Source organism: Aeromicrobium changchenzhani (genome assembly GCF_057586615.1).
In genome coordinates this window covers 2,523,680-2,543,290 of the sequence record NZ_CM172480.1, presented here as the reverse complement: position 1 = coordinate 2,543,290, position 19,611 = coordinate 2,523,680, and the positions used below count along the sequence as shown (strand labels likewise).

Below are 19,611 nucleotides of genomic sequence, written 5' to 3'. Positions count from 1 at the left end.
TTGGGTTTCAGCGGCCGATCGTTTCCTCGAATGAGTCCCAGCGCCACATCAGTACCCCGAGCACGGTCATGATGACCGCAAGCGCTGCCATCGTGATCAGCCCGGCATGCCAGGAGCCGCTCGCGTCATGCAGCAGCCCGATCCCGAATGGTCCGGCTGCCGCGATCAGGTAGCCGGTGCTCTGAACGAATCCAGAGAGTGCGCCGGTGCCGTCATGCGTGCGAGTCTTCCGGCCCATCATTGTCAGCACCCAGGTGAAAGCCGTGCCGCCGAAGCCGAGTAGCACGACCCAAGCCAGCGTGAATGACGTTGGCCACAGGAGGATCCCGAGCCAGCCGACAAATGATACGGCGCCGAAACAGATTGGAAGAATTGGCCGATTGCCAGCTAAAGCGATCATGCGTGGCAGGAGCAGTGTCATCGGAATGCCGATACTGCTGAGGACCGCCAGCATCAGTCCTGCGCGGGCGGCGCTCATACCCGAATCAGTCAGAATCGCCGGCAGCCAGCCGAACTGCACATAGGCCTGAGCCGATTGAAGTCCGAAGAACCCGGCCATGACCCACGCGAGGGGTGATCGTGCGGTTGTGGTGTGGCCGTAGGACTTGACTGCCGTGTCGATTTTGACATCGTGGCGAGCGAAGTTCAGCCACAACATCAGCGCGACGATCGAGACCACCGCCCAGATGCCAAGACCGCCGCGCCAGCCGTTGAGAAGGTTGGCGAACGGCACGGTGAGGCCGGAGCCAAGTGTCGCGCCAGCCATCAGAGCAGCGCCGTACGCGGCACTTACGGCCGCGACATGATCGGGGAAATGCAGCTTCGTGAGCGGGGGCAAAATGACATTGCCGATCGCAGCGCCCGCGAGGGCAACTGCGGTGAAAGTGACCAGCACAAGTTCGGTTGTGGCGGTCGCACGAATGATCAGTCCGGTGGTGATGACTGCCAGCGACAAAAGTGCGGTTCGGTGGATTCCGATTGAGCGCACGACGCTGTTCGTGATCGAGCCGAACAGGCTGAAACACAAAACCGGGAGGGTGGTCAGCAGCCCGACAACGGTGACGGACAAACCGAAATGTTCGCGCACATCGGGAACCAACACGCCGAGACTGCCGACGGCAATCCGCAGATTGAGCGCGAGCAGGACGATGCACGCAAAGATCAGCATTCGACCGCGCCGGGATGGCCTATCGGCGTCGGCAAAATTCACACCCACCATCCTCGTTCATGCCGGTCTGCGCTGCGGCACCCGGTAACCTCAAGGCGTGACGACATTGCCCGGTACTCCCAATCCGGAAGCACCGAATCCGCAATTGCCCGTTGTGCAGAAACTGCGGATCAGGTACGCCAAGCGTGGTCGACTTCGTTTCACCAGTCACCGAGATTTCAGCCGGGCTTTCGAACGCGCGGTGCGACGCGCCGGAACACCGATCGGCTTCTCCTCGGGCTTCTCGCCACACCCCAAAATTTCGTATGCGAATGCCTCGCCAACCGGCGCGGCCACGGAAGCTGAATACCTTGAGATCGGTCTGACCAGAGTGTGTGATCCGCTCGAGGTCCGCGCTGCTTTGGATACATCGCTGCCACCGGGTATCGACATTGTTGACGTCGTCGTCGCAGGTCAGGGCTCGCTTGCCGATCGACTGGAGGCCAGCGAATGGGAGGTCATGCTGAGCGGCGTGAATCCCGAAGAGGTCGCTCGCGCAGTCGAGACGTTCTTGGCTGCCGAAGCGGTTGAAGTCGAACGAATGACCAAGAAAGGGGTGCGGGCGTTTGACTGCCGGGCTGCAGTATTAGCCCTGAGTTCTCGCTTCGGCGGGCCGGCTCAGAACAACTGTGCGATACTGGCAATGGTCGTGCGACACGGAACCCCGTCCGTGCGACCCGACGATGTTCTCGCCGGGCTCCGTGTAAGCGGTGGCCTCGTACTCAGTGAAGCACCTTTGGTGAACCGCTTGGCACAAGGTCCACTCGACTCAGGGACCGGCACGGTCGGAGACCCATTCGCCCTCGACCGCGACACTTCGGAGTAATCCGGAGACGACCGCGGCGACGTGTGGGAATTCAGTGACAGGCCGACAGCAATGGAGAGCGTTGCCGATGCTCACTTGTGGGCACCCACCGCAGGCTTTGGATTCGCTCCGCGCGAGTCGCAACATGACACAGTCCCGCGCGGCGTTGCTTCGCCAGCGCCCGGGGCGAAGGAGAGCAAATGCTCGAAGAAAACGAAAACAGCACCGCCAAAACTCCCGAAAAAACCACTACGACTACGACAACGACCTCGTCAACTCGCCGACGCGCCGCCGGCCGTCCTGCCGGGCCACCCGCCGCGTTGTCGAACGACATCTTCTCGGCGCCAGCTGCGTCCCCGCCAGCCAAGAAGAAGGCGGCGCCAAAGGCCAAGGCTGACCAAACCAAGGCTGACCAAGCTGAGTCCGCGCCAAAGGCCAAAGTTGAGGCCGCACCAAAGGCCAAAGTTGAGGCCGCACCAAAGGCTGACAAACCCGCCAAGGCCGCACCCAAGCAGAAGCCAGTCGCCGAGAAACCAGTCGCCGACACTCCCGACGTCGAGGTCGCCGAGACCAAGCCAGCGGCCAAGAAGGCACCGGCTCGTAAGTCGGCGCCAAAGGCCGCGTTGGTCGACATCTTCGCCGCGCCCGATCTGAGTGCTGCACCGCCCCGCAAACGTGCGCCGAAACCGACCGCAGGCGATGATCAGGGCACTGCCAAGTCGAATAATTCCGAGACGAACAAGTCGGACGCCAATAAATCCGCCAACGGCAACGGCAACCGCGACCATGACGATGACTTAGATGACGATGATGCGCCGCGCCGCCGCCGCCGTAGCCGTGGCGGCCGCCGCCGTCGCAGGTCTGATGAGGGCGACGACAGCCAGGATTCGAACCAGGATTCTGATGCCAGCGAATCCGATGATCATGACCAGGACGAAGACGGCAGCAACCAGAGCCTCCGTCGGCGCCGTCGGCGCCGTGCCGGTGAGGACTCGGGTAGCTCGCCCGATGATCCGCAGAACACGACTGTGCGCGTACGCGAACCGCGTTCGGCTGAGGACGAGATCACCGGAGTCAGCGGCTCGACCCGTCTCGAGGCCAAGAAGCAGCGTCGTCGCGAAGGCCGCGAGGCCGGACGTCGTCGCGCACCAATTGTTTCCGAGGCAGAGTTCCTGGCCCGACGTGAATCGGTAAAGCGTGAAATGGCGATTCGCCAGCACGCCGACTACAGCCAGATCGCCGTGCTTGAGGACAACGTCCTTGTCGAGCATTATGTGGCTCGCGAATCACAGATTTCATTGATCGGAAATGTCTATCTCGGCCGCGTCCAGAACGTCCTGCCGAGTATGGAAGCCGCCTTCGTCGATATCGGCAAGGGCCGCAACGCGGTCCTGTATGCCGGCGAGGTTGACTGGTCGACGCTCGGCAATGGCAAACAACGCAAGATTGAAGAGGTGCTGTCCTCGGGCCAGACCGTCCTCGTGCAGGTCACCAAGGATCCGATCGGCCAGAAGGGCGCCCGGCTTACGAGCCAGATCAGCCTCGCCGGACGTTTCCTCGTCTATGTGCCGGGCGGGCAGACCAGCGGTATCTCGCGCAAGTTGCCCGACACCGAGCGCACCCGGCTCAAGGCGCTGCTGAAGGAAGTCCTCCCAGAGGATGCTGGCGTCATCGTTCGTACCGCTGCCGAGGGTGCCACCGAAGACCAGTTGACGCGCGATGTGAGTGCTTTGACCGCCCGCTGGGAAGACATCCAGCGCAAGGTTGAGGCCGGCAATTCACCCGAGCTGTTGTACTCCGAGCCGGACCTCATGATCAAGGTCGTCCGCGATCTGTTCAACGAAGACTTCAACCGCCTTGTTATCGAGGGTGCCGACGCGTGGGACATGGTTTCGGGCTACATCAACCACGTCGCGCCGGATCTGATCGATCGGCTGGAGCGGTGGGACAACACCGACAAGGATGTGTTCGCCTCGTTGCGTGTCGACGAGCAGATCGCCAAGGCGCTTGATCGCAAGGTGTTCCTGCCCTCGGGTGGTTCGCTCGTGATTGACCGCACCGAAGCCATGACCGTCGTCGACGTCAACACCGGTAAGTTCACCGGCTCTGGCGGCAACCTCGAGGAAACGGTTACCAAGAATAATCTTGAAGCAGCCGAGGAAGTCGTGCGCCAACTGCGGCTGCGTGACATCGGCGGCATCATCGTCATCGACTTCATCGACATGGTGCTCGAGAACAACCGGGACCTCGTGCTGCGTCGTCTAGTCGAGTGCTTGGGCCGCGACCGTACGCGTCACCAAGTCGCCGAGGTCACCTCATTGGGCCTGATCCAAATGACCCGTAAGCGAATCGGCACCGGACTGCTCGAGACCTTCGGCGTCGACTGTGACCATTGTCATGGTCGTGGCGTCGTGGTCGAAGCTGAGCCGATCGAACCTAAGGCGCACGACGACAGCCACCGCCGTAATCGTCGCGGTGGGCGCAACAACGGCAATTCCGATAGTCACGGCAATAACAACGCCGGGAACAACAGCGCGGGCAACAGTTCTGGCAACAAGAACAAGGACCAGGCCGCCAAGAATCAGGGCAAGTCCGAAGCGGACAGCCCTGCCAAGGACAGTGCCGATAAGGACAGTGCCGATAAGGACAGTGCCACCAAGGAGCAGGCCGCACCCAAGAAGCCAGCCGGATCGACGGGTCGCGCACGTGCCGAGAAACGGCCGGTGGCTAAGCCCGTGGAGAAGTCCGCCGACAAGCCTGCCGACGGCGCTGAGCCAGTACGGCAGGAGGCGCCTGCGGCGATCGATGCGTCCAAAAGTGACGTCACCACCGCAGGCAACGACACCGCAGGCAACGACACGGCAGGCGGAGCCGAAGCGCCCGAAGGAGTCACGGTGGCGGCGCCTGCTGCGCCGCGAACCGAAGCCGTGACGACCGAAAAGGTCCCATCCGCGGGTCCCGAACAGACCGAAATTCCACCCAAAACGGGACCCGTTTTGACCAGCGAGGGTTTGGCTCCGTAAACTAGTCCCTCGGTGCGTTTCATGTGCCGGTTTTTGTGCGCCAGTGGCGCCCCAAGAGTTTTTTTCATCAAGTGAGGAAGTAAGTCCGTGGTGTACGCAATCGTGCGCAGTGGCGGCCAGCAGCAGAAGGTTGCAGTCGGCGATGTCATTGAGATCGACCGTGTTTCGACTGTCGAAGGTGAGACCTTTTCCCTTCCGGCCGTGTTGTTTGTGGACGGCGACACCGTGACGGCCGACGCCGACTCGCTCGCCAAGGTCAAGGTCAGTGCCGAGGTTCTCGGTGAGATCAAGGGCCCCAAGATCGTCATTCAGAAATACAAGAACAAGACCGGCTACAAGAAGCGCCAGGGGCACCGTCAGAAGTACACCCAGGTGAAGATCACCGGCATCGACAAGTAGGGGACTGACAAATGGCACATAAAAAGGGCGCAGCCTCTACCAGGAACGGCCGCGATTCTAATTCACAGCGACTCGGTGTGAAGCGTTTCGGTGGCCAGCAGGTCAATGCCGGCGAGATCATCGTTCGCCAGCGTGGCACACACTTCCACCCCGGCGTCAACGTCGGTCGTGGCGGTGACGACACCCTGTTCGCACTTGCTGCGGGCGCGGTGGAGTTCGGTCGTCGTCGTGGCCGCAAGGTCGTCAACATTCTTCCGGCTCCGGTCGACTGACACAGCAGACATTCCGACAAGGGGTAGTCCGCAGTAGCGGGCTGCCCCTTGTCTATTTAGACCCAGTGTCTATTTGATTAGACCCAGTGTCTATTTGATTAGACCGAGTGTCTATTTGAACCACCCAGCTTGACCCAACCGAAAGGAGCGCGCCGTGGCAATTCCTAGCTTCGTCGACAAAGTGACGCTGCATGTGACGGGCGGCTCCGGAGGCAACGGAATCGCCTCGGTTCACCGCGAGAAGTTCAAGCCACTCGGCGGACCCGATGGTGGCAACGGTGGTCATGGCGGCGATGTGATTCTTCACGTTGGTGCCGATGTCACAACCCTGATCGACTTCCACCATGAGCCGCATCGGACGGGCGGCAACGGTGGCCATGGCGCGGGCAACAACCGCAGTGGTTCCAATGGCGAGTCGATCACGCTCCGCGTTCCCGACGGCACGGTCATCCGCGATGAGGGTGGCGAGGTACTTGCCGATCTGGTCGGTCCCGGCACTGAACTTGTCATCGCGGCCGGCGGTCGTGGTGGCCTCGGCAATGCCGCACTCGCTTCCAGCAAACGTAAGGCGCCTGGTTTTGCGCTCAAGGGTGAGCCGGGCGAAGCGCTCACGATCACGCTCGAACTCAAGGTTGTCGCCGACATCGGACTTGTGGGATTTCCTAGCGCGGGCAAGTCGAGCCTGATTGCGGCGCTGTCGCGGGCTCGGCCCAAGATTGCCGACTATCCGTTCACCACACTCATCCCCAACCTTGGCGTGGTCAAGGCAGGCGAGCTGACGTTCACTGTCGCCGATGTTCCCGGTCTGATCGAGGGTGCAAGCGAAGGCAAGGGCCTCGGCCATGACTTCCTGCGCCACATCGAACGCTGCGCAGCCCTCGTGCATGTGATCGACTGTGCGACCGTCGAGCCGGGCCGTGATCCGCTCAGCGATCTGGACGTCATCGAGAACGAGTTGGCCACCTATGGCGGGCTCGAGGATCGGCCGCGGCTCATCGCGCTCAACAAGACCGATGTCCCCGACGCCAAAGAAATTGCCAGCTTCGTTCGCGCTGATCTTGAAGGCCGTGGACTGGACGTATTCGATGTCTCGGCAGCAAGCCACGCAGGGCTTCGCGAGCTCTCCTTCGCGATGGCTGAAGTCGTGCGCTCCAAGCGCGCTGCCACGCCGCAGGCAGAGATCACCAAGATCGTGCTTCGGCCCAAGGCCGAAGCCGGTGTCGGTGACGAGTTCATGATTGAAAATCGGGATGATCAGTGGATTGTCACCGGCGACAAGCCGATCCGTTGGGTTCGCCAAACCGACTTCAGCAATGATGAAGCAACCGGTTTCCTGGCCGACCGACTCAACCGGCTGGGGGTCGAGGACAGACTCGTCGAACTCGGTGCCCGTGCCGGTGACGACATCGTCATTGGCGACGACGCGAATGCTGTGATGTTCGATTTCGATCCGCAGAATACGGCCGGGGCCGAGATGTTGGGTCGGCGTGGCGAAGATGCACGTTTCGACGACAACGAGCGACGGACTTCGAAGGAGCGGCGTGAAGAGCTTGCTGAGAGCCGCGCCTACGAGGCTGCGGCGCGCGCCGAGCGGGAGAAAGACCCGGACTGGGTCAATCCCGACTTCACTGTGGGCGAGGAGACAGTTAACAATGAGGAGACAGTGGCGGGGGACGACGAACGCCAGAACACGGACGAGGACTGACGCATGGCGCACATCGTCGTCAAGGTCGGTTCCTCGTCGCTGACGTCGCTCAGCGGACATCTTGATCCCGAGCGGGTCGACCTGATCGTCGATGCGATCGCTGGCGCGTACCAACGTCACGATGAAGTCGTTCTGGTTAGTTCCGGTGCGATTGCGGCCGGGCTCGGCCCGCTGGGGCTTCGTTCACGGCCTAGCGATCTCGCGACGCAGCAGGCGGCAGCAAGCGTTGGGCAGGGCGCGCTCGTTGCGCACTATTCCGAACGGTTCGCCAAACACGGACTGCAGGTGGGTCAGGTGTTGCTGACCGTCGATGACGTCACACGCCGTGGGCACTATCGCAACGCCTACCAAACCTTCGCCAAGCTGAGCGAATTCGGTGTTATCCCGATCGTCAACGAAAACGACACCGTCGCGACCAGCGAGATCCGCTTTGGCGACAACGACCGGCTCGCGGCACTCGTTGCACATCTGGTCAAAGCAGATCTTTTGGTGATGCTTACCGACGTCGATGGCCTGTATACCGATAATCCGAATCGCCCCGGCTCGAAAATTATTCCGGTGATATCGGGTGAAGCTGATCTCGCATCGATCGACTTGGGCAGCCCGAGCGCGTCCAAGGTCGGCACCGGCGGCATGATCACCAAGGTCGACGCAGCCAGGATCGCAACGTGCGCGGGAATACCAGTTGTGCTCACCGATGCTAAATACGCCGCTGAGGCGATCGGTGGCGAGCCCGTCGGTACCAGATTCTTGGCGACCGGCAAGCGGCGTTCGTCGCGGCTGCTGTGGCTGGCACATGCGAGCGATACGAAAGGCTCGGTCACCCTCGATGCCGGCGCCGTCCGCGCGATCACGAACAAGCACGCATCGCTGCTGCCCGCTGGTGTCACGGGTGTCAGCGGGCCGTTCTCCGCTGGCGATCCGATCGAATTGATCGATCAGGGCGGCGCCGTAGTCGCACGTGGGATCGTCAACTACGACAGTGTTGAGATCCCCAAGCTGATCGGTCACAACACGCACGAGTTGGCCGCCGAGTACGGCGCCGCGTATGAGCGTGAGCTCGTCCACCGCGACGACCTGATGTTGATCTGATTCACGGTCGGTAGAATCGACACATGAAACAACTCGTCCATGCTGCTGCGCGCCGCGCTCGTACCGCCGCCGCGACGCTGGCGCTGACCCCTCGTGCCGGCAAGGACGCTGCGCTGGAAGCGATGGCCGATGCGCTCATCGCGCACACCGACCAGATCCTTGAAGCCAATGCTGTCGATGTTGCGACCGCCCGTGCGGCCGGGATTGACGAGGGCATCATTGACCGGCTTAGCCTCGATGCCGCGCGCATCGTTGGCATTGCTGAGGGAACCCGTGACGTCGCCGGGCTGCCCGATCCGGTCGGCGAGGTCGTACGCGGTTCGACTCTGCCCAATGGTCTTCAGCTGCGACAGATCCGTGTTCCGATGGGCGTCATCGGCATGATCTATGAGGCTCGTCCCAATGTCACCGCTGATGCGGCTGCGATTTGCCTCAAAGCGGGCAGCGCTGTGCTGTTGCGCGGGTCGTCCTCGGCGGCCCGATCCAATGCGGCGATTGTCGAGGCGCTGCGCGGAGCGCTGGAGCAGGTGGGTCTTCCCATCGATCTGATTCAGGGCCTGCCCGCCGATGACCGTACGTCTGCGACCGAGTTGATGCAGGCACGCGGGCTGGTCGATCTCGTCATTCCACGTGGGGGAGCGGGCCTCATCCGCGCGGTCGTCGAACAGTCGACAGTTCCCGTCATTGAGACCGGCACCGGCAACTGTCACGTGTACGTCGACGCTGACGCCGATCTCGACATGGCTCTTGCCATCACGCTCAACTCCAAAACCCATCGACCCAGCGTATGCAATGCTGCCGAATCGCTGCTTGTGCACAAAGCCGTCGCGGACGAATTTTTGCCGCGGGTCGTCGCAGCGCTCACCGCGGCGGGCGTCACGATCCACGGCGACGCGGCGTTCCAGGCAATCAACTCAGCGGTCGTACCGGTGGTCGCCGAAGACGATGATCTGGAGTATCTCGATCTCGATCTGTCGGCACGTGTCGTCGATTCGCTGGACGCAGCGATCGAGCACATTCGTACGCACTCCTCGGGTCACACTGAGGCAATCGTGACCGGCTCGTTGGCGGCCTCCCAACGCTTCTCAATGGGCGTGGATGCGGCGGCGGTTATGGTCAATGCTTCGACTCGATTCACCGACGGCGGTGAGTTCGGTTTCGGTGCTGAGATCGGCATCTCGACGCAAAAATTGCATGCTCGCGGACCCATGGGACTGACCGAGATGACCACGACGACCTACATCGTGACCGGGTCGGGTCAGACCCGCTGAACTGTTCCTGCCGGTCCCAGCCGCCTACCGGCAGGGCACACGGTAGATTGTCGGTATGTCGATGACTCTTGTAGCCGCAGAAAACGCTGAACAGCTGAGCGCCAGCGGTATCAACCCGTACGTGATCGGCGCCATTGCTTTGGCGGCCCTCACTGTTCTCATGCTCGCCCTGCTGGCGTTCGGCAAGGGACGCGAACACTCCTGATGTCCGGCAATGCCCGCCGGCGGGTCGGTGTCATGGGTGGCACCTTTGATCCGATCCACCACGGACACCTTGTCGCTGCGAGTGAAGTCCAGTCTTGGTTCGATTTGGACCAGGTGGTGTTTGTGCCGACCGGCGAGCCGTGGCAGAAGGCCGATCGCGTCGTCTCCACGGCCGAGGATCGTTATCTGATGACGGTCATTGCGACCGCTGCAAATCCGCGCTTTGAGGTCAGCCGCGTCGATATCGATCGGGACGGTCCGACCTACACGATCGATACGCTCCGCGATCTTAAAGCTTCGATGCCCGATGCCGACCTCTACTTCATCACCGGCGCCGATGCGCTCGCCCAATTGTTGACGTGGCGCGAGCATGACGAAATTTTTGACTTTGCCGAGTTCGTTGGCTGTACGCGGCCAGGTCACGAAATGACTGAGGAAACGATCAAAGGCCTGCCGACCGATCGAATCACGATCGTCGAGATTCCGGCCTTGGCGATCTCGTCAACCGATTGCCGCTTGCGCGTGGCTCGGGGCGAGCCGGTCTGGTACCTCGTGCCCGACGGAGTCGTCCAATATATCGGCAAACATCGTCTTTATGAGACGACCACATGAGCGCCAGCGAACACGCGATCGAGCTCGCCCGGGCGGCTGCGGCCGCGGCCAGCGACAAACTCGCCAAGAAGATCATTGCCTTCGACGTTTCTGAACAGCTTTATATCACTGACATCTTTCTGCTTTGCTCGGCCGATAATGAGCCACAAGTGCGTGCGATCCAAGACGCGGTTGAGGACAAACTCCATGAATTGGGCGCCAAGCCCGTACGCCGTGAAGGTGCCCGCGAAGCCCGCTGGGTTCTGCTCGACTACTTCGAGATTGTTGTCCACATCCAGCATCACGAAGAACGTGAGTTCTATGCGCTTGAACGGCTGTGGAACGACTGTCCGGTGGTCGGGTTGCATTGAGTCGGCAGATTATTCTTTGGCGGCATGGGCGTACGGCATGGAACGCGGCCGGGCGGGTTCAGGGCCAAAGCGATGTGCCACTTGACGACACCGGCTATGCGCAGGCCGAGGCCGCGGCCGCGCGCTTGGCCACACTCAACCCGGCACGAATCCTCAGCTCGGACCTTTCGCGTGCGGCCGCAACGGCCGGCGTTCTCGGTGAACTCTGCGGGGTCCCGGTCGAAGTCGATGAACGGCTCCGTGAACTGCACTTTGGCGTCCGGGAGGGACTTACCTCGAAGGAAGCCTGGGAGTCCTATCCCGATGAAATGCGTGCTTGGATCACCGGCGATGACTACCGAATGCCCGGCGGTGAAACCTATCGGGAAGCGGGCCGCCGCTTCGCCGATGTGCTTGAGGAAGCGTGCGAAGACCTCGGCGATGATCGGCCGCTAGTTGTGGTCGCGCATGGCGCAGTGCTGCGCGTGGGAGCCTGCACCTTCGTGGGGATCGGGCAAGCGCATTGGCGTTCACTCGGCGGTTTCAGCAACTGTGCCTGGTCGGTGTTGCAGGAGTCGCGTTTCGGCGCGGAGAACATGTGGCGGATCACCGAATGGAATGCTGGAACGCTGCCAGAGCCGACCCTCTCCGACGACGACTGACCCGGATTTGGGTCGGGCTGCGGATACCGTTAGGATTGACCTGCTCGAATATGTTGAGTGTTCGGGGCATTGGCGCAGTTGGTAGCGCGCTTCCATGGCATGGAAGAGGTCAGGAGTTCGAATCTCCTATGCTCCACACGATTCAAAGAAGGTCCCACACATTGTGTGGGGCTTTTTTCTTTCCCACACGGGCGCCACTCCGCCCAAGCTCGACGGGTTTAGGCGGTGATGCCGTGGGTGATGTCGTGTTCGGTGTGGGTGATGAATTCTGGGGTGAACCAGGGGTCGGGGTGCCAGGGTTGGACGGGGAGTGGGTCGGGGGATTGTTGGTAGTGGTGGCCGGTGCTGGTGGTCCAGTCGAAGGTGCCGGGTTCGGTTTGGGTGACCGATAATGTTCCGGCGGTTTTGAGGCGGTGGGCTCGTCGATGTAGGGCACCGAGGTTCGCAGCGGTGGTCGGGGCGGGATATGCGGTGGTGTGGTCGGTGTCGCAGTCGCTGGCCGGAACGGTTGAGGTGGGGAAGACGCTGGTGCCGTCGCGGAACCGGATCGCCATGCCCAGGTCGCCGGTGGCGAACCTGCCAACACGGGTTACGTCGAGTAGTTTGCCGGTCTTGTCGGTGAGGAGTCGCCAGAACAGGGTGCCGGGCTGGATGGCAAGATCGCGGATGTAGCTGGCGGGGACGGATGCGGACCGGTCGATCAGTTCACCGGGCGCATCGGATAAGCCCATGACTGATTGGATCGGGACAACGACACCGATATCGATTCGTGCCCGATTGGTTGGGCTGGTGGTGCCCGTGGCGGTTGTGTCGCCGAGGAGCAGGCTGCTGAGCGCGTCCGCGCGCTGTTGGGAGTGTGTCCGTCCGGTAGTTGGTTGTGTGCGGGCGGTTTGTTCGATGCGGTGGTCGATCGCTGCGGCTTCGGTTGAGGGCAGCAGGGCCATTAGCCAGCTCATGCCGTCGTCGCCGACTTCCAGGTGGACACGGCGTTCGCGGCGGGCTTGGCGGTGTCGTTGTTCGGCGAGATCGGGTTCGATCCGGTCGACGAAGCGGGCCAGCCAGCGACGTAACTGCTCCAACGTCCGGCTGCTGGCGATGTCCACAACCATGACGTCCAAACGAGTGATTGAGTCGGGGCGTTCGAGCCGGCCAGCGGTGGCCACGATCAGCCCGACATGGCCGGCACCAAGATGGCCACGGGCCCACCCGTCCCAGACGTGCGGCAGCCGGGCGCGGGCGTAGCGGGCGGCCGCGAGCAGCCGCTGCAGGACGCCGACCGGGATCAGTAGCGCGAGCGACAACTCGTGCACCGCGGCCTCGGCCTCCAACTGGCCAACTTTCTGGCCAACCGTGCGGCCATGGCCACCGATCGCCTCGCCGTGGCTGCGGGCGTCAGCAACGAAGACCAGCATGTCCATAACCTGGGCACACTCAGCGACGAACGCTGTGCTCTGGCGCGCGACCAACCGGTCGATCAACACTGCATCCGCCATCACTGATTCACCCCGAATCCGCCACTAAAACATTCTATCGAACACATGTTCGAGTATAGTCATAAAAACCCATGAATACAAGAGATTTTCACCAAATAAGGAGACATATTTTTGCGTTCTCAGCCGCAACGAAGTGGGGGCGAATTGTGGTTGCTAGGTTTGTCCCCGTGCAGAAGCCCGGTCGAATGCAGATGGTGGTGGTCGGCCTCATTGTGGCGATCGCCGGCTTCCATCTCCTCTCGGTCACAACCGCGGCAATACCTACCAATAAGACCTCGACAAGCCTCAAACCGGTGACCGCCTATCTGAATCCGTTCTTCACGCAGAATTGGCGACTGTTCGCACCCAATCCGATCTCATCGGACCGTTCAATCGAGTTCCGTGGACAGTACTCGTTGGCGGACGGCTCCAGCAGGACGACGAAGTGGCTCAATTGGACCGACGTCGAACTGGACCTCGTACATCACAAACTTGTTGGCGGTCGGGCCGGCTACATCACCAACAAGATGGTTGGCCCGCTCAACAGTCGCTTCCTCGCGATGACTCAGCAACAGCGCGAAACAGCACTCAACGACAAGAAGACGGCGCTTGACGGCTATGCAGCACTGCGTAAAAAACTGACTGAAGAGTCGGACAATGCCGGTACCGTCAATCTTTATTTGCGCTACGAAACCACGATCATTGGGCTGGCAACCTCGGCGCTCAAGGCCGCGCACCCGGGTGTCGACTTCACGGCAGTTCGATATCGGATAGTCGATCGAAGTGTCGCCCCATACTCTGAACGCAGCAAAAAGGACTACGTTCGGCCGGCGCCAACGGTCCGACGTAGCGGATGGCGTGCGCCGATTCAGGCCAGCAAAGCTGAGCAAGACACTATTACCTCGTTCTATCGGCGGCATCGATGATTGCGCGCTCGTGGGAATGGCTCATCGGAGAGAAACATTCGACGTACGGACTCGCGGTCACGCGGATGTTGTTGGGCTTCATCATCTGGAGCCAGCTGCTCGCCAACTGGCCTGATCGCCAATACACGTGGGGCGACGGGGCGGCCTGGACCGATCCGATCCAAGGCGGGCGCGGATGGCCAGACTTTCTGAACTATCTCTTCGTCGACTCACAAGGCTGGATTTTCAACCTCGCATACATTGTGACGATTCTTGTCGGCATCGCCATGATGCTGGGATTTGCGACTCGCGCTTCGACGATTCTTGCGTTGCTGTTCTGGATGTCGCTCTATGTCGCCAATCCGCTGGTCGGTTCGGGCGGCGATGCGGTGCTGCGCATGGTCCTGCTCTATATGTGCTTTGTCGATTCGGGACGGCACTGGTCGGTCGACAGTTGGTTGCGGGAGCGTCGCGGCCGAATACCAGCGATATTGCCCGACTGGTTCACGACGACGCTTCACAATATTGCGATCATCCTGATCATTCACCAGATCGTCATGGTCTATGTCGCCTCGGCGTTGTGGAAGGTGCAGAGCGATAAGTGGATGGGTGGCACCGCGGTCTACTACCCGCTTCAGGTGAAGACATATTCGCCGTGGAACGACCACATCCATCTGTTGACCGATCATGGCTGGATCGTTGCTGTTGCTTCGTACACCGCCATCGGGGTGCAGCTGCTCGTGCCGGTATTGCTGATGTATCGACCGACACGCTTTCTTGCGCTGATCACGTTGACCGGTATGCATTTGGGCATCGGGATTTTCATGGGGATTCTGTACTTTTCGCTCGTCATGATCGCCGTTGACGTGCTGCTGATCAGCGATCGATCCTGGTTCCGATTGGAGTCGGTGCTCCGTCGTCGGATGTTCAGGGAGCGGCGCGATCGAAAATTGGCCGATTCGGAGCCAGACGCCGCTAATTAGTGTATTTGGTGGAATTTTTCCGGGGGTGGTATGCGAGTTGTCGCAATTATGGCTAGACTAATCCCGCTGGTGGCCCCTGTGCTGCTTTGCGTGTGGACCTTGGCGTGCTCGGGGACCCAATGACATGGCGTTTGATTTAGAGGAGAACACCCGGATGAAAAGGGTTGGAAAGAATTCCATCGCGCTTGGACTGGTGATGGCGCTTGTTTCGCTGGCACTGTCCTTCTCAGCGAGTGGTGCACCAGATCCAGTTGCGCAGGCTACGTCCGCGGCAGTTACGAGCAATGGTCTGACTCAGATCATCAGCGGAACGCCTTGCAAGGTCGCTTTTCCTGACGGCACTGCCACTGGGCAGTGTGGCGAAGGACTCGATACGACCGGCGTTGACGCATATTCGCAGCATGCGACTGCGTCCGAGAACGGAAAATCGAAGGCTGACGCGAGCGTCGCCCCGATCAACATCGTTCCGTTGGGCCCATCGCTCGACATCACCGATCTGGTCGACGATATCGGCAACATCGATACCGGTACCATCCTCGATCCGATCGTTGATGCAATCGATGACCCAGTTCTTAAGGCCTTGGTTCGTGGCGCGCTGGACCCACTCGTTACGCCGATCGACGACGCGTTGCAGACCGCGCTGGGCGCGGTTGACAAGGCGCTGCCCGTCTCACTGCAAATTGGTGCGGTTGAGGCAACGTGCGAGGCCAAGCCGAAATCGGCCAGTGGCACCGCGACGGTTGCATCCATCAAGTTGACCATCAAGCTTGGTGACCAGGTCATTAACGTGCCGATCACTATCGCGACTACACCCAACTCCAACCTGGTCGTCGGCTCGGACGAAGCGGCACAGCAGATTGTGGACGACGTCATCACCGGCATTCAAGACTCCTTGAGCAGCAGCCTCGGCGGTGCACTTGATCCGCTCAACCTGGTGTTGGCCGGTCTCAAGGACCAGGTCCTCAACACGTTGTTCGATGCATTGGAAGATCCAGTGTTGACACCGCTCGGGAATGCGATCGAGAAACTTGTCTCGGGCACGGTCAACGAGCAGACGAAGACTGCGGGCGCGATCAGCGTGACCGCCCTGCACTTGAACCTGCTCGACGGTGCGAATGACCTCAAGTTGGCCAAGGTCACCTGCGGTCCGAACCGTGCCGCGGGCGCAACGGACGCTGATGCTGACGCTCCGGCGGATCAGGACACCAACGCCGATGCCGATGCTCCGGCGGATCAGGACACGATTGCGGACGCCGATGCTGACGCTAACGCTGACGCGGTGGCTGACGCCAATGCGGACGCCAACGCCGATGCAGGCGTGACCTCGGCGCTGCCGAACACGGGTGCACCGAATGTGCTGCCGCTGCTGCTCCTCGCGCTCGGATTGGTTGGCTTCGGCTCAGCAGTCCTAGCAAATGAGAAGCGCCGTTTGGCCAAGCAGTAAGGTCTAACCGCTGAACCGGTGAAGGGCCGGCGACTACCTCGAAAGAGATGGTCGCCGGCCCTTCCCGCGTCACCTTCATGTGCTGGCCGACCCGTAGGATGAACGACATGCCCGCCAATGAGCAAACCGCCCCCAGCGGCGACTCACCTCACGGTTGGCAGCGCACAGCGATCCTGACGGTCGCCCTGCTAGCGGTCGTCCATACGATCCTGATTGCCATCTGGCTAGCGCCATCTAGCCCCATCCGCGACGCGGTCGGTTCGACCCGACTTGCCAGCTACGTGGATCCCTATTTTCAGCAATCGTGGGGCAATGCCGATCCGAGTGCGCAGTTCGTCGACGAACGGCTGCTAATTCGGGCCGAGGTCCTCGATGTCGCCGCTGGCAAGAAGCGCACGACTGGCTGGGTCGATGTCACGAAGATCGAGCGTCCGGCCCTGCGGCACAGCCTTCAGCCGGCGCGGGTCCACCTCATCAATCGGCGGCTCGCCACCAACCTGAATGCCGCGACATTCGGGCTCAACTTCGACCAGAAGCTATTGGTGCAGAAGAGTTACGTGAAGGACTCGCGCGGCAAGCTGACGGAATCGCTCTATGGCGCGGGCGGCGTCCCAGTCGTCGTCTCGAACTATTTGGCGTACGACACGATGACGACGCAGTTCGCCACGATGTACGCCACGTCTCTGTATGCGACGGCCGCATCGGGTGCTGAGATAACGAAGATTCAATACAAGGTCGGCCGCAAGACCATGCCACGCTTCAAGGACCGTGACAAAGCCGCGGCGGCAACGTACACCTACTTTTCCTTCGGCTGGCGCAAAGCACTTCCGGCCCAAGAAGATGCCCAGTCCGAATTCGACTCCTACGTGAAGAAGTGATCACCGTTGCGTGAATTGATGTGGGCCGTTTCCGATAGGTTCTATGACGCTCGGGACGGACTCGAGGGGTGGCTGCTCGATGATAAGAAGGCCGCGTACGGCGCGGCGGCCTGTCGCATCTTGCTGGGCGCCGCAGTGCTCCTACTACTGGTTGGCAACTTCTCGACCCGTCAACTGTGGATCGGTCCGGCCTCAGTGTGGGCGGACCCATCCCGCTCGGCCAGCAGCTTCCCTGAACTGACGATTCTGGCTGGCGCGAGTGGTTTTATTGTCACGGTCGTCTACAGCCTTGTGCTGGTGAGTGCGCTGGCGTTCCTGCTCGGTTGGCACACACGGATTGCGACGATTCTCACCACATTCGGCTTTATCGCAATTGTCGGCCAAAACCCGGTGGTTGGTACATCGACGGACAACCTGATTCGGCTCGCCCTGCTGTGGATGCTGCTGATCGACTCCTCATCACATTGGTCATTGGACGATCGTCGGCGGCAATCTAAACCGCTTATGGACGCGGGCGGCGTCACCGCGCTCAAGAATGCCTGGAACAGCCATGAGACGGTCCCGGCGTGGCTTTCGACCAGCGTGCACAATATTGGCATCGCGGGTCTAGCCGCGCAAACCGTCCTGATCTATATGAATGGTGGCCTGACCAAGATCACTTCGGTGGCATGGCGGAATGGCACCGCCTTGTATTCGACGATGCAACTGCCGGACTACCGGCCCTTCCCGTGGCTGTCGGACCTATTTAGCCATAGCGCGATCCTGCTCGCACTCATCACGTATGCGGTGTTGTTCACGCAACTCTTCTTTGGCGTTTTCCTGATCAACCGGATCACCCGATGGATCGTGATCGCGCTGGCGATAGTTGTCAACGTTTTCTTTGCGCTGATCATGTCGCTTCCGGTGGCATCGCTGGCGATTCTCGCGCCAACGGCGATCTTCGTGTCGACATCGACCTTTGAAGGCATGGCGGGGTGGCTGGGCGACGTCACGACACCCGCGCGGTATTGGTTTGAAGATCGCTTCGACGACATACGGGATCGTCGTGACGACGTTCGGCAATGGTTGAGTCCGGGCAAACGCCGCGCGTTCTAGGCGTTGCGTTCAGGCAGTCTTAATCGTTCGCCGGCCAGCGAACACGACGAAGATGACAGGCAGTGTCAGGACGGCCGCAGAAGCGTTGAGGGTGCCGAAGTTCCAGCCGGCCATGATGAGGCCGGCAATCAGCCCGCCTGTGGCGCCTGCAAGGTTCATGGTTAGGTCGCTCAGGCCCTGCACGGACGGCCGGACCGCCGGATCGAGGTCTTGGGTCAGCAGGGTTGATCCGGCGATCACTGAAGCCGACCAGCCGAGCCCCAGCAGCACGAGGCCGACGGTGATTTGGAAGTCGGAGGGTCCCGCAGTGCCAGCTACCCCGACCGCTGCGATCAGCAGTGACTGACCCATCAGGATTGTGGGTCGAGCGCCCCAATGGTCGCTGAGCCAGCCCATGACGGGGGACAGGGAATACATTCCGGCAATGTGCAGGCTGATGGTGAGCCCGATGATGTCCAGACTTGAGCCGTGATCCTGCATGTGCACCGGTGTCATCGCCATGACCGACACCATGACGGCATGTGCAGACGCGACAGTGAGAATGCCGGCGAGGGTGCTTCCGTGAACGTAGGGGAGTGCATGTGCGAGGCCTGAGCGTGACGATCCGTCCCCTCCGCCGGCTTCGATCAAGGGATCGGGTCGCAGTGTCGTGAAGATCAGGATGCCAGCGAGCAGGAAGCCAGTGCCGGAGAACACCAACGGTCCGGCGAGAGCCGGTATGCCCAGTACTCGCGCGAGCGAGGCGCCCGGGCCGATCAGATTGGGACCGATTACTGCGCCGATCGTGGTCGACCAGATCACCAGCGACAGCGCCTGACCGATCTGGCGTGGTTTGGCGAGGTCGACGGCGGCAAAGCGGGATTGAAGATTGGCTGCAGTGCTTGCGCCAAACAGGATGAGGCCAAATAGCGATACGGTCAACGAGTTGAAATTCGCTCCGACGATCGTGACTACGGCGCCACTCGCCCCGATCAGCCAGCCGAGCGTCAACGGCGGACGGCGACCGGCGCGATTGGCGAGCGAGGCAAGTGGAAGGGTGAAGAGAGCGGCGCCGAGCGTGAGCATCACGGTGGCCATACCGGCCCACGCGGAGGAACCACTCACGTCCTTGATGATCAGCGCGCCGACGGCAAAACCGGCACCGTTGCCGATCCCACCGATGACCTGGGACGCCGACAGAATCTGAACTGTCCGTCGCTGGATCGCAACCCGTTCGTCGCTACCGTCGTGCTCAATCATCGGTGCTCACTGTC

At 61.2% G+C, this 19,611-nt stretch carries 19 protein-coding genes and 1 tRNA gene; 17 read left to right on the top strand and 3 right to left on the bottom strand.

Annotated elements, in window-relative coordinates:
* Positions 1–7 precede the first annotated feature (7 nt).
* Positions 8–1,210, bottom strand: a complete 1,203-nt coding sequence (locus AC2YB9_RS12840; RefSeq protein WP_487265735.1) for an MFS transporter — start codon at positions 1,208–1,210, stop codon at positions 8–10.
* A gap of 55 nt (positions 1,211–1,265) precedes the next feature.
* Between AC2YB9_RS12840 and AC2YB9_RS12835 the strand changes: the two genes are divergently transcribed.
* The 12 genes from AC2YB9_RS12835 (at position 1,266) to AC2YB9_RS12780 (ending at position 11,717) form a co-directional block, all read left to right on the top strand.
* Positions 1,266–2,033: a TIGR03936 family radical SAM-associated protein gene (locus tag AC2YB9_RS12835; RefSeq protein WP_487265734.1), complete on the top strand. Its 768-nt coding sequence runs from the start codon at positions 1,266–1,268 to the stop codon at positions 2,031–2,033.
* A gap of 179 nt (positions 2,034–2,212) precedes the next feature.
* The gene (locus AC2YB9_RS12830) at positions 2,213–5,035 is read left to right on the top strand and encodes an Rne/Rng family ribonuclease (RefSeq protein ID WP_487265733.1); all 2,823 of its coding nucleotides are present in this window, start codon (positions 2,213–2,215) and stop codon (positions 5,033–5,035) included.
* A 90-nt stretch (positions 5,036–5,125) separates the two neighbouring features.
* Positions 5,126–5,434 (top strand): 50S ribosomal protein L21, encoded by a 309-nt coding sequence (gene rplU, locus AC2YB9_RS12825; protein ID WP_487268614.1) that lies wholly within the window; start codon positions 5,126–5,128, stop codon positions 5,432–5,434.
* A gap of 11 nt (positions 5,435–5,445) precedes the next feature.
* Complete coding sequence (gene rpmA, locus AC2YB9_RS12820) at positions 5,446–5,706, top strand: 50S ribosomal protein L27 (RefSeq protein ID WP_487265732.1); 261 nt, start codon at positions 5,446–5,448, stop codon at positions 5,704–5,706.
* Between the two features lie 154 nt (positions 5,707–5,860).
* Entirely contained in the window at positions 5,861–7,411 is a 1,551-nt protein-coding gene (obgE, locus tag AC2YB9_RS12815; RefSeq protein ID WP_487265731.1) for a GTPase ObgE, read from the top strand.
* A 3-nt stretch (positions 7,412–7,414) separates the two neighbouring features.
* Positions 7,415–8,503: a glutamate 5-kinase gene (gene proB, locus AC2YB9_RS12810; RefSeq protein WP_487265730.1), complete on the top strand. Its 1,089-nt coding sequence runs from the start codon at positions 7,415–7,417 to the stop codon at positions 8,501–8,503.
* A 23-nt stretch (positions 8,504–8,526) separates the two neighbouring features.
* Complete coding sequence (locus AC2YB9_RS12805) at positions 8,527–9,774, top strand: glutamate-5-semialdehyde dehydrogenase (protein ID WP_487265729.1); 1,248 nt, start codon at positions 8,527–8,529, stop codon at positions 9,772–9,774.
* Between the two features lie 55 nt (positions 9,775–9,829).
* On the top strand, positions 9,830–9,979 hold the full coding sequence (locus AC2YB9_RS12800) for a hypothetical protein (RefSeq protein WP_487265728.1): 150 nt from the start codon (positions 9,830–9,832) through the stop codon (positions 9,977–9,979).
* On the top strand, positions 9,979–10,590 hold the full coding sequence (gene nadD, locus AC2YB9_RS12795) for a nicotinate-nucleotide adenylyltransferase (RefSeq protein WP_487265727.1): 612 nt from the start codon (positions 9,979–9,981) through the stop codon (positions 10,588–10,590). The genes AC2YB9_RS12800 and nadD overlap by 1 nt, the downstream gene beginning before the upstream one ends.
* Positions 10,587–10,940, top strand: a complete 354-nt coding sequence (rsfS, locus tag AC2YB9_RS12790) for a ribosome silencing factor (RefSeq protein ID WP_487265726.1) — start codon at positions 10,587–10,589, stop codon at positions 10,938–10,940. The genes nadD and rsfS overlap by 4 nt, the downstream gene beginning before the upstream one ends.
* Entirely contained in the window at positions 10,937–11,581 is a 645-nt protein-coding gene (locus AC2YB9_RS12785) for a histidine phosphatase family protein (RefSeq protein WP_487265725.1), read from the top strand. Before rsfS ends, AC2YB9_RS12785 begins: the two co-directional genes overlap by 4 nt.
* 63 nt (positions 11,582–11,644) lie before the next feature.
* Positions 11,645–11,717: transfer RNA gene (locus AC2YB9_RS12780), tRNA-Ala, on the top strand.
* 82 nt (positions 11,718–11,799) lie between these two features.
* On the opposite strand, the gene AC2YB9_RS12775 is transcribed toward AC2YB9_RS12780, so the two are convergent.
* Positions 11,800–13,074: a DUF222 domain-containing protein gene (locus tag AC2YB9_RS12775; RefSeq protein WP_487265724.1), complete on the bottom strand. Its 1,275-nt coding sequence runs from the start codon at positions 13,072–13,074 to the stop codon at positions 11,800–11,802.
* Positions 13,075–13,241: 167 nt separating this feature from the next.
* Here AC2YB9_RS12775 and AC2YB9_RS12770 point away from each other — a divergent pair, with 167 nt between their 5' ends.
* The 5 genes from AC2YB9_RS12770 to AC2YB9_RS12750 all read left to right on the top strand — a co-directional run bounded on the left by AC2YB9_RS12770 (position 13,242) and on the right by AC2YB9_RS12750 (position 18,358).
* Complete coding sequence (locus AC2YB9_RS12770) at positions 13,242–13,979, top strand: DUF5819 family protein (RefSeq protein WP_487265723.1); 738 nt, start codon at positions 13,242–13,244, stop codon at positions 13,977–13,979.
* Positions 13,976–14,941 carry an HTTM domain-containing protein gene (locus AC2YB9_RS12765; RefSeq protein WP_487265722.1) on the top strand — a complete coding sequence of 322 codons (966 nt, stop codon included), beginning with the start codon at positions 13,976–13,978 and terminating at the stop codon, positions 14,939–14,941. The genes AC2YB9_RS12770 and AC2YB9_RS12765 overlap by 4 nt, the downstream gene beginning before the upstream one ends.
* 154 nt (positions 14,942–15,095) lie before the next feature.
* Positions 15,096–16,385, top strand: a complete 1,290-nt coding sequence (locus AC2YB9_RS12760; RefSeq protein WP_487265721.1) for a hypothetical protein — start codon at positions 15,096–15,098, stop codon at positions 16,383–16,385.
* 107 nt (positions 16,386–16,492) lie between these two features.
* Positions 16,493–17,263: a DUF5819 family protein gene (locus tag AC2YB9_RS12755; RefSeq protein WP_487265720.1), complete on the top strand. Its 771-nt coding sequence runs from the start codon at positions 16,493–16,495 to the stop codon at positions 17,261–17,263.
* Between the two features lie 6 nt (positions 17,264–17,269).
* Entirely contained in the window at positions 17,270–18,358 is a 1,089-nt protein-coding gene (locus AC2YB9_RS12750) for an HTTM domain-containing protein (RefSeq protein ID WP_487265719.1), read from the top strand.
* Between the two features lie 9 nt (positions 18,359–18,367).
* Here the strand turns inward: AC2YB9_RS12750 and AC2YB9_RS12745 are convergent, their stop codons facing one another.
* Positions 18,368–19,597 carry an MFS transporter gene (locus tag AC2YB9_RS12745; protein WP_487265718.1) on the bottom strand — a complete coding sequence of 410 codons (1,230 nt, stop codon included), beginning with the start codon at positions 19,595–19,597 and terminating at the stop codon, positions 18,368–18,370.
* Positions 19,598–19,611: the final 14 nt, after the last annotated feature.

Coding starts and splice junctions, on each gene's coding strand:
- AC2YB9_RS12760 (WP_487265721.1), top strand. CDS start 15,096: ATGAAAAGGGTTGGAAAGAATTCCATCGCGCTTGGACTGGTGATGGCG.
- rsfS (WP_487265726.1), top strand. CDS start 10,587: ATGAGCGCCAGCGAACACGCGATCGAGCTCGCCCGGGCGGCTGCGGCC.
- AC2YB9_RS12830 (WP_487265733.1), top strand. CDS start 2,213: ATGCTCGAAGAAAACGAAAACAGCACCGCCAAAACTCCCGAAAAAACC.
- AC2YB9_RS12805 (WP_487265729.1), top strand. CDS start 8,527: ATGAAACAACTCGTCCATGCTGCTGCGCGCCGCGCTCGTACCGCCGCC.
- nadD (WP_487265727.1), top strand. CDS start 9,979: ATGTCCGGCAATGCCCGCCGGCGGGTCGGTGTCATGGGTGGCACCTTT.
- AC2YB9_RS12800 (WP_487265728.1), top strand. CDS start 9,830: ATGTCGATGACTCTTGTAGCCGCAGAAAACGCTGAACAGCTGAGCGCC.
- proB (WP_487265730.1), top strand. CDS start 7,415: ATGGCGCACATCGTCGTCAAGGTCGGTTCCTCGTCGCTGACGTCGCTC.
- AC2YB9_RS12745 (WP_487265718.1), bottom strand. CDS start 19,597: ATGATTGAGCACGACGGTAGCGACGAACGGGTTGCGATCCAGCGACGG.
- AC2YB9_RS12765 (WP_487265722.1), top strand. CDS start 13,976: ATGATTGCGCGCTCGTGGGAATGGCTCATCGGAGAGAAACATTCGACG.
- rpmA (WP_487265732.1), top strand. CDS start 5,446: ATGGCACATAAAAAGGGCGCAGCCTCTACCAGGAACGGCCGCGATTCT.
- AC2YB9_RS12755 (WP_487265720.1), top strand. CDS start 16,493: ATGCCCGCCAATGAGCAAACCGCCCCCAGCGGCGACTCACCTCACGGT.
- AC2YB9_RS12775 (WP_487265724.1), bottom strand. CDS start 13,074: ATGGCGGATGCAGTGTTGATCGACCGGTTGGTCGCGCGCCAGAGCACA.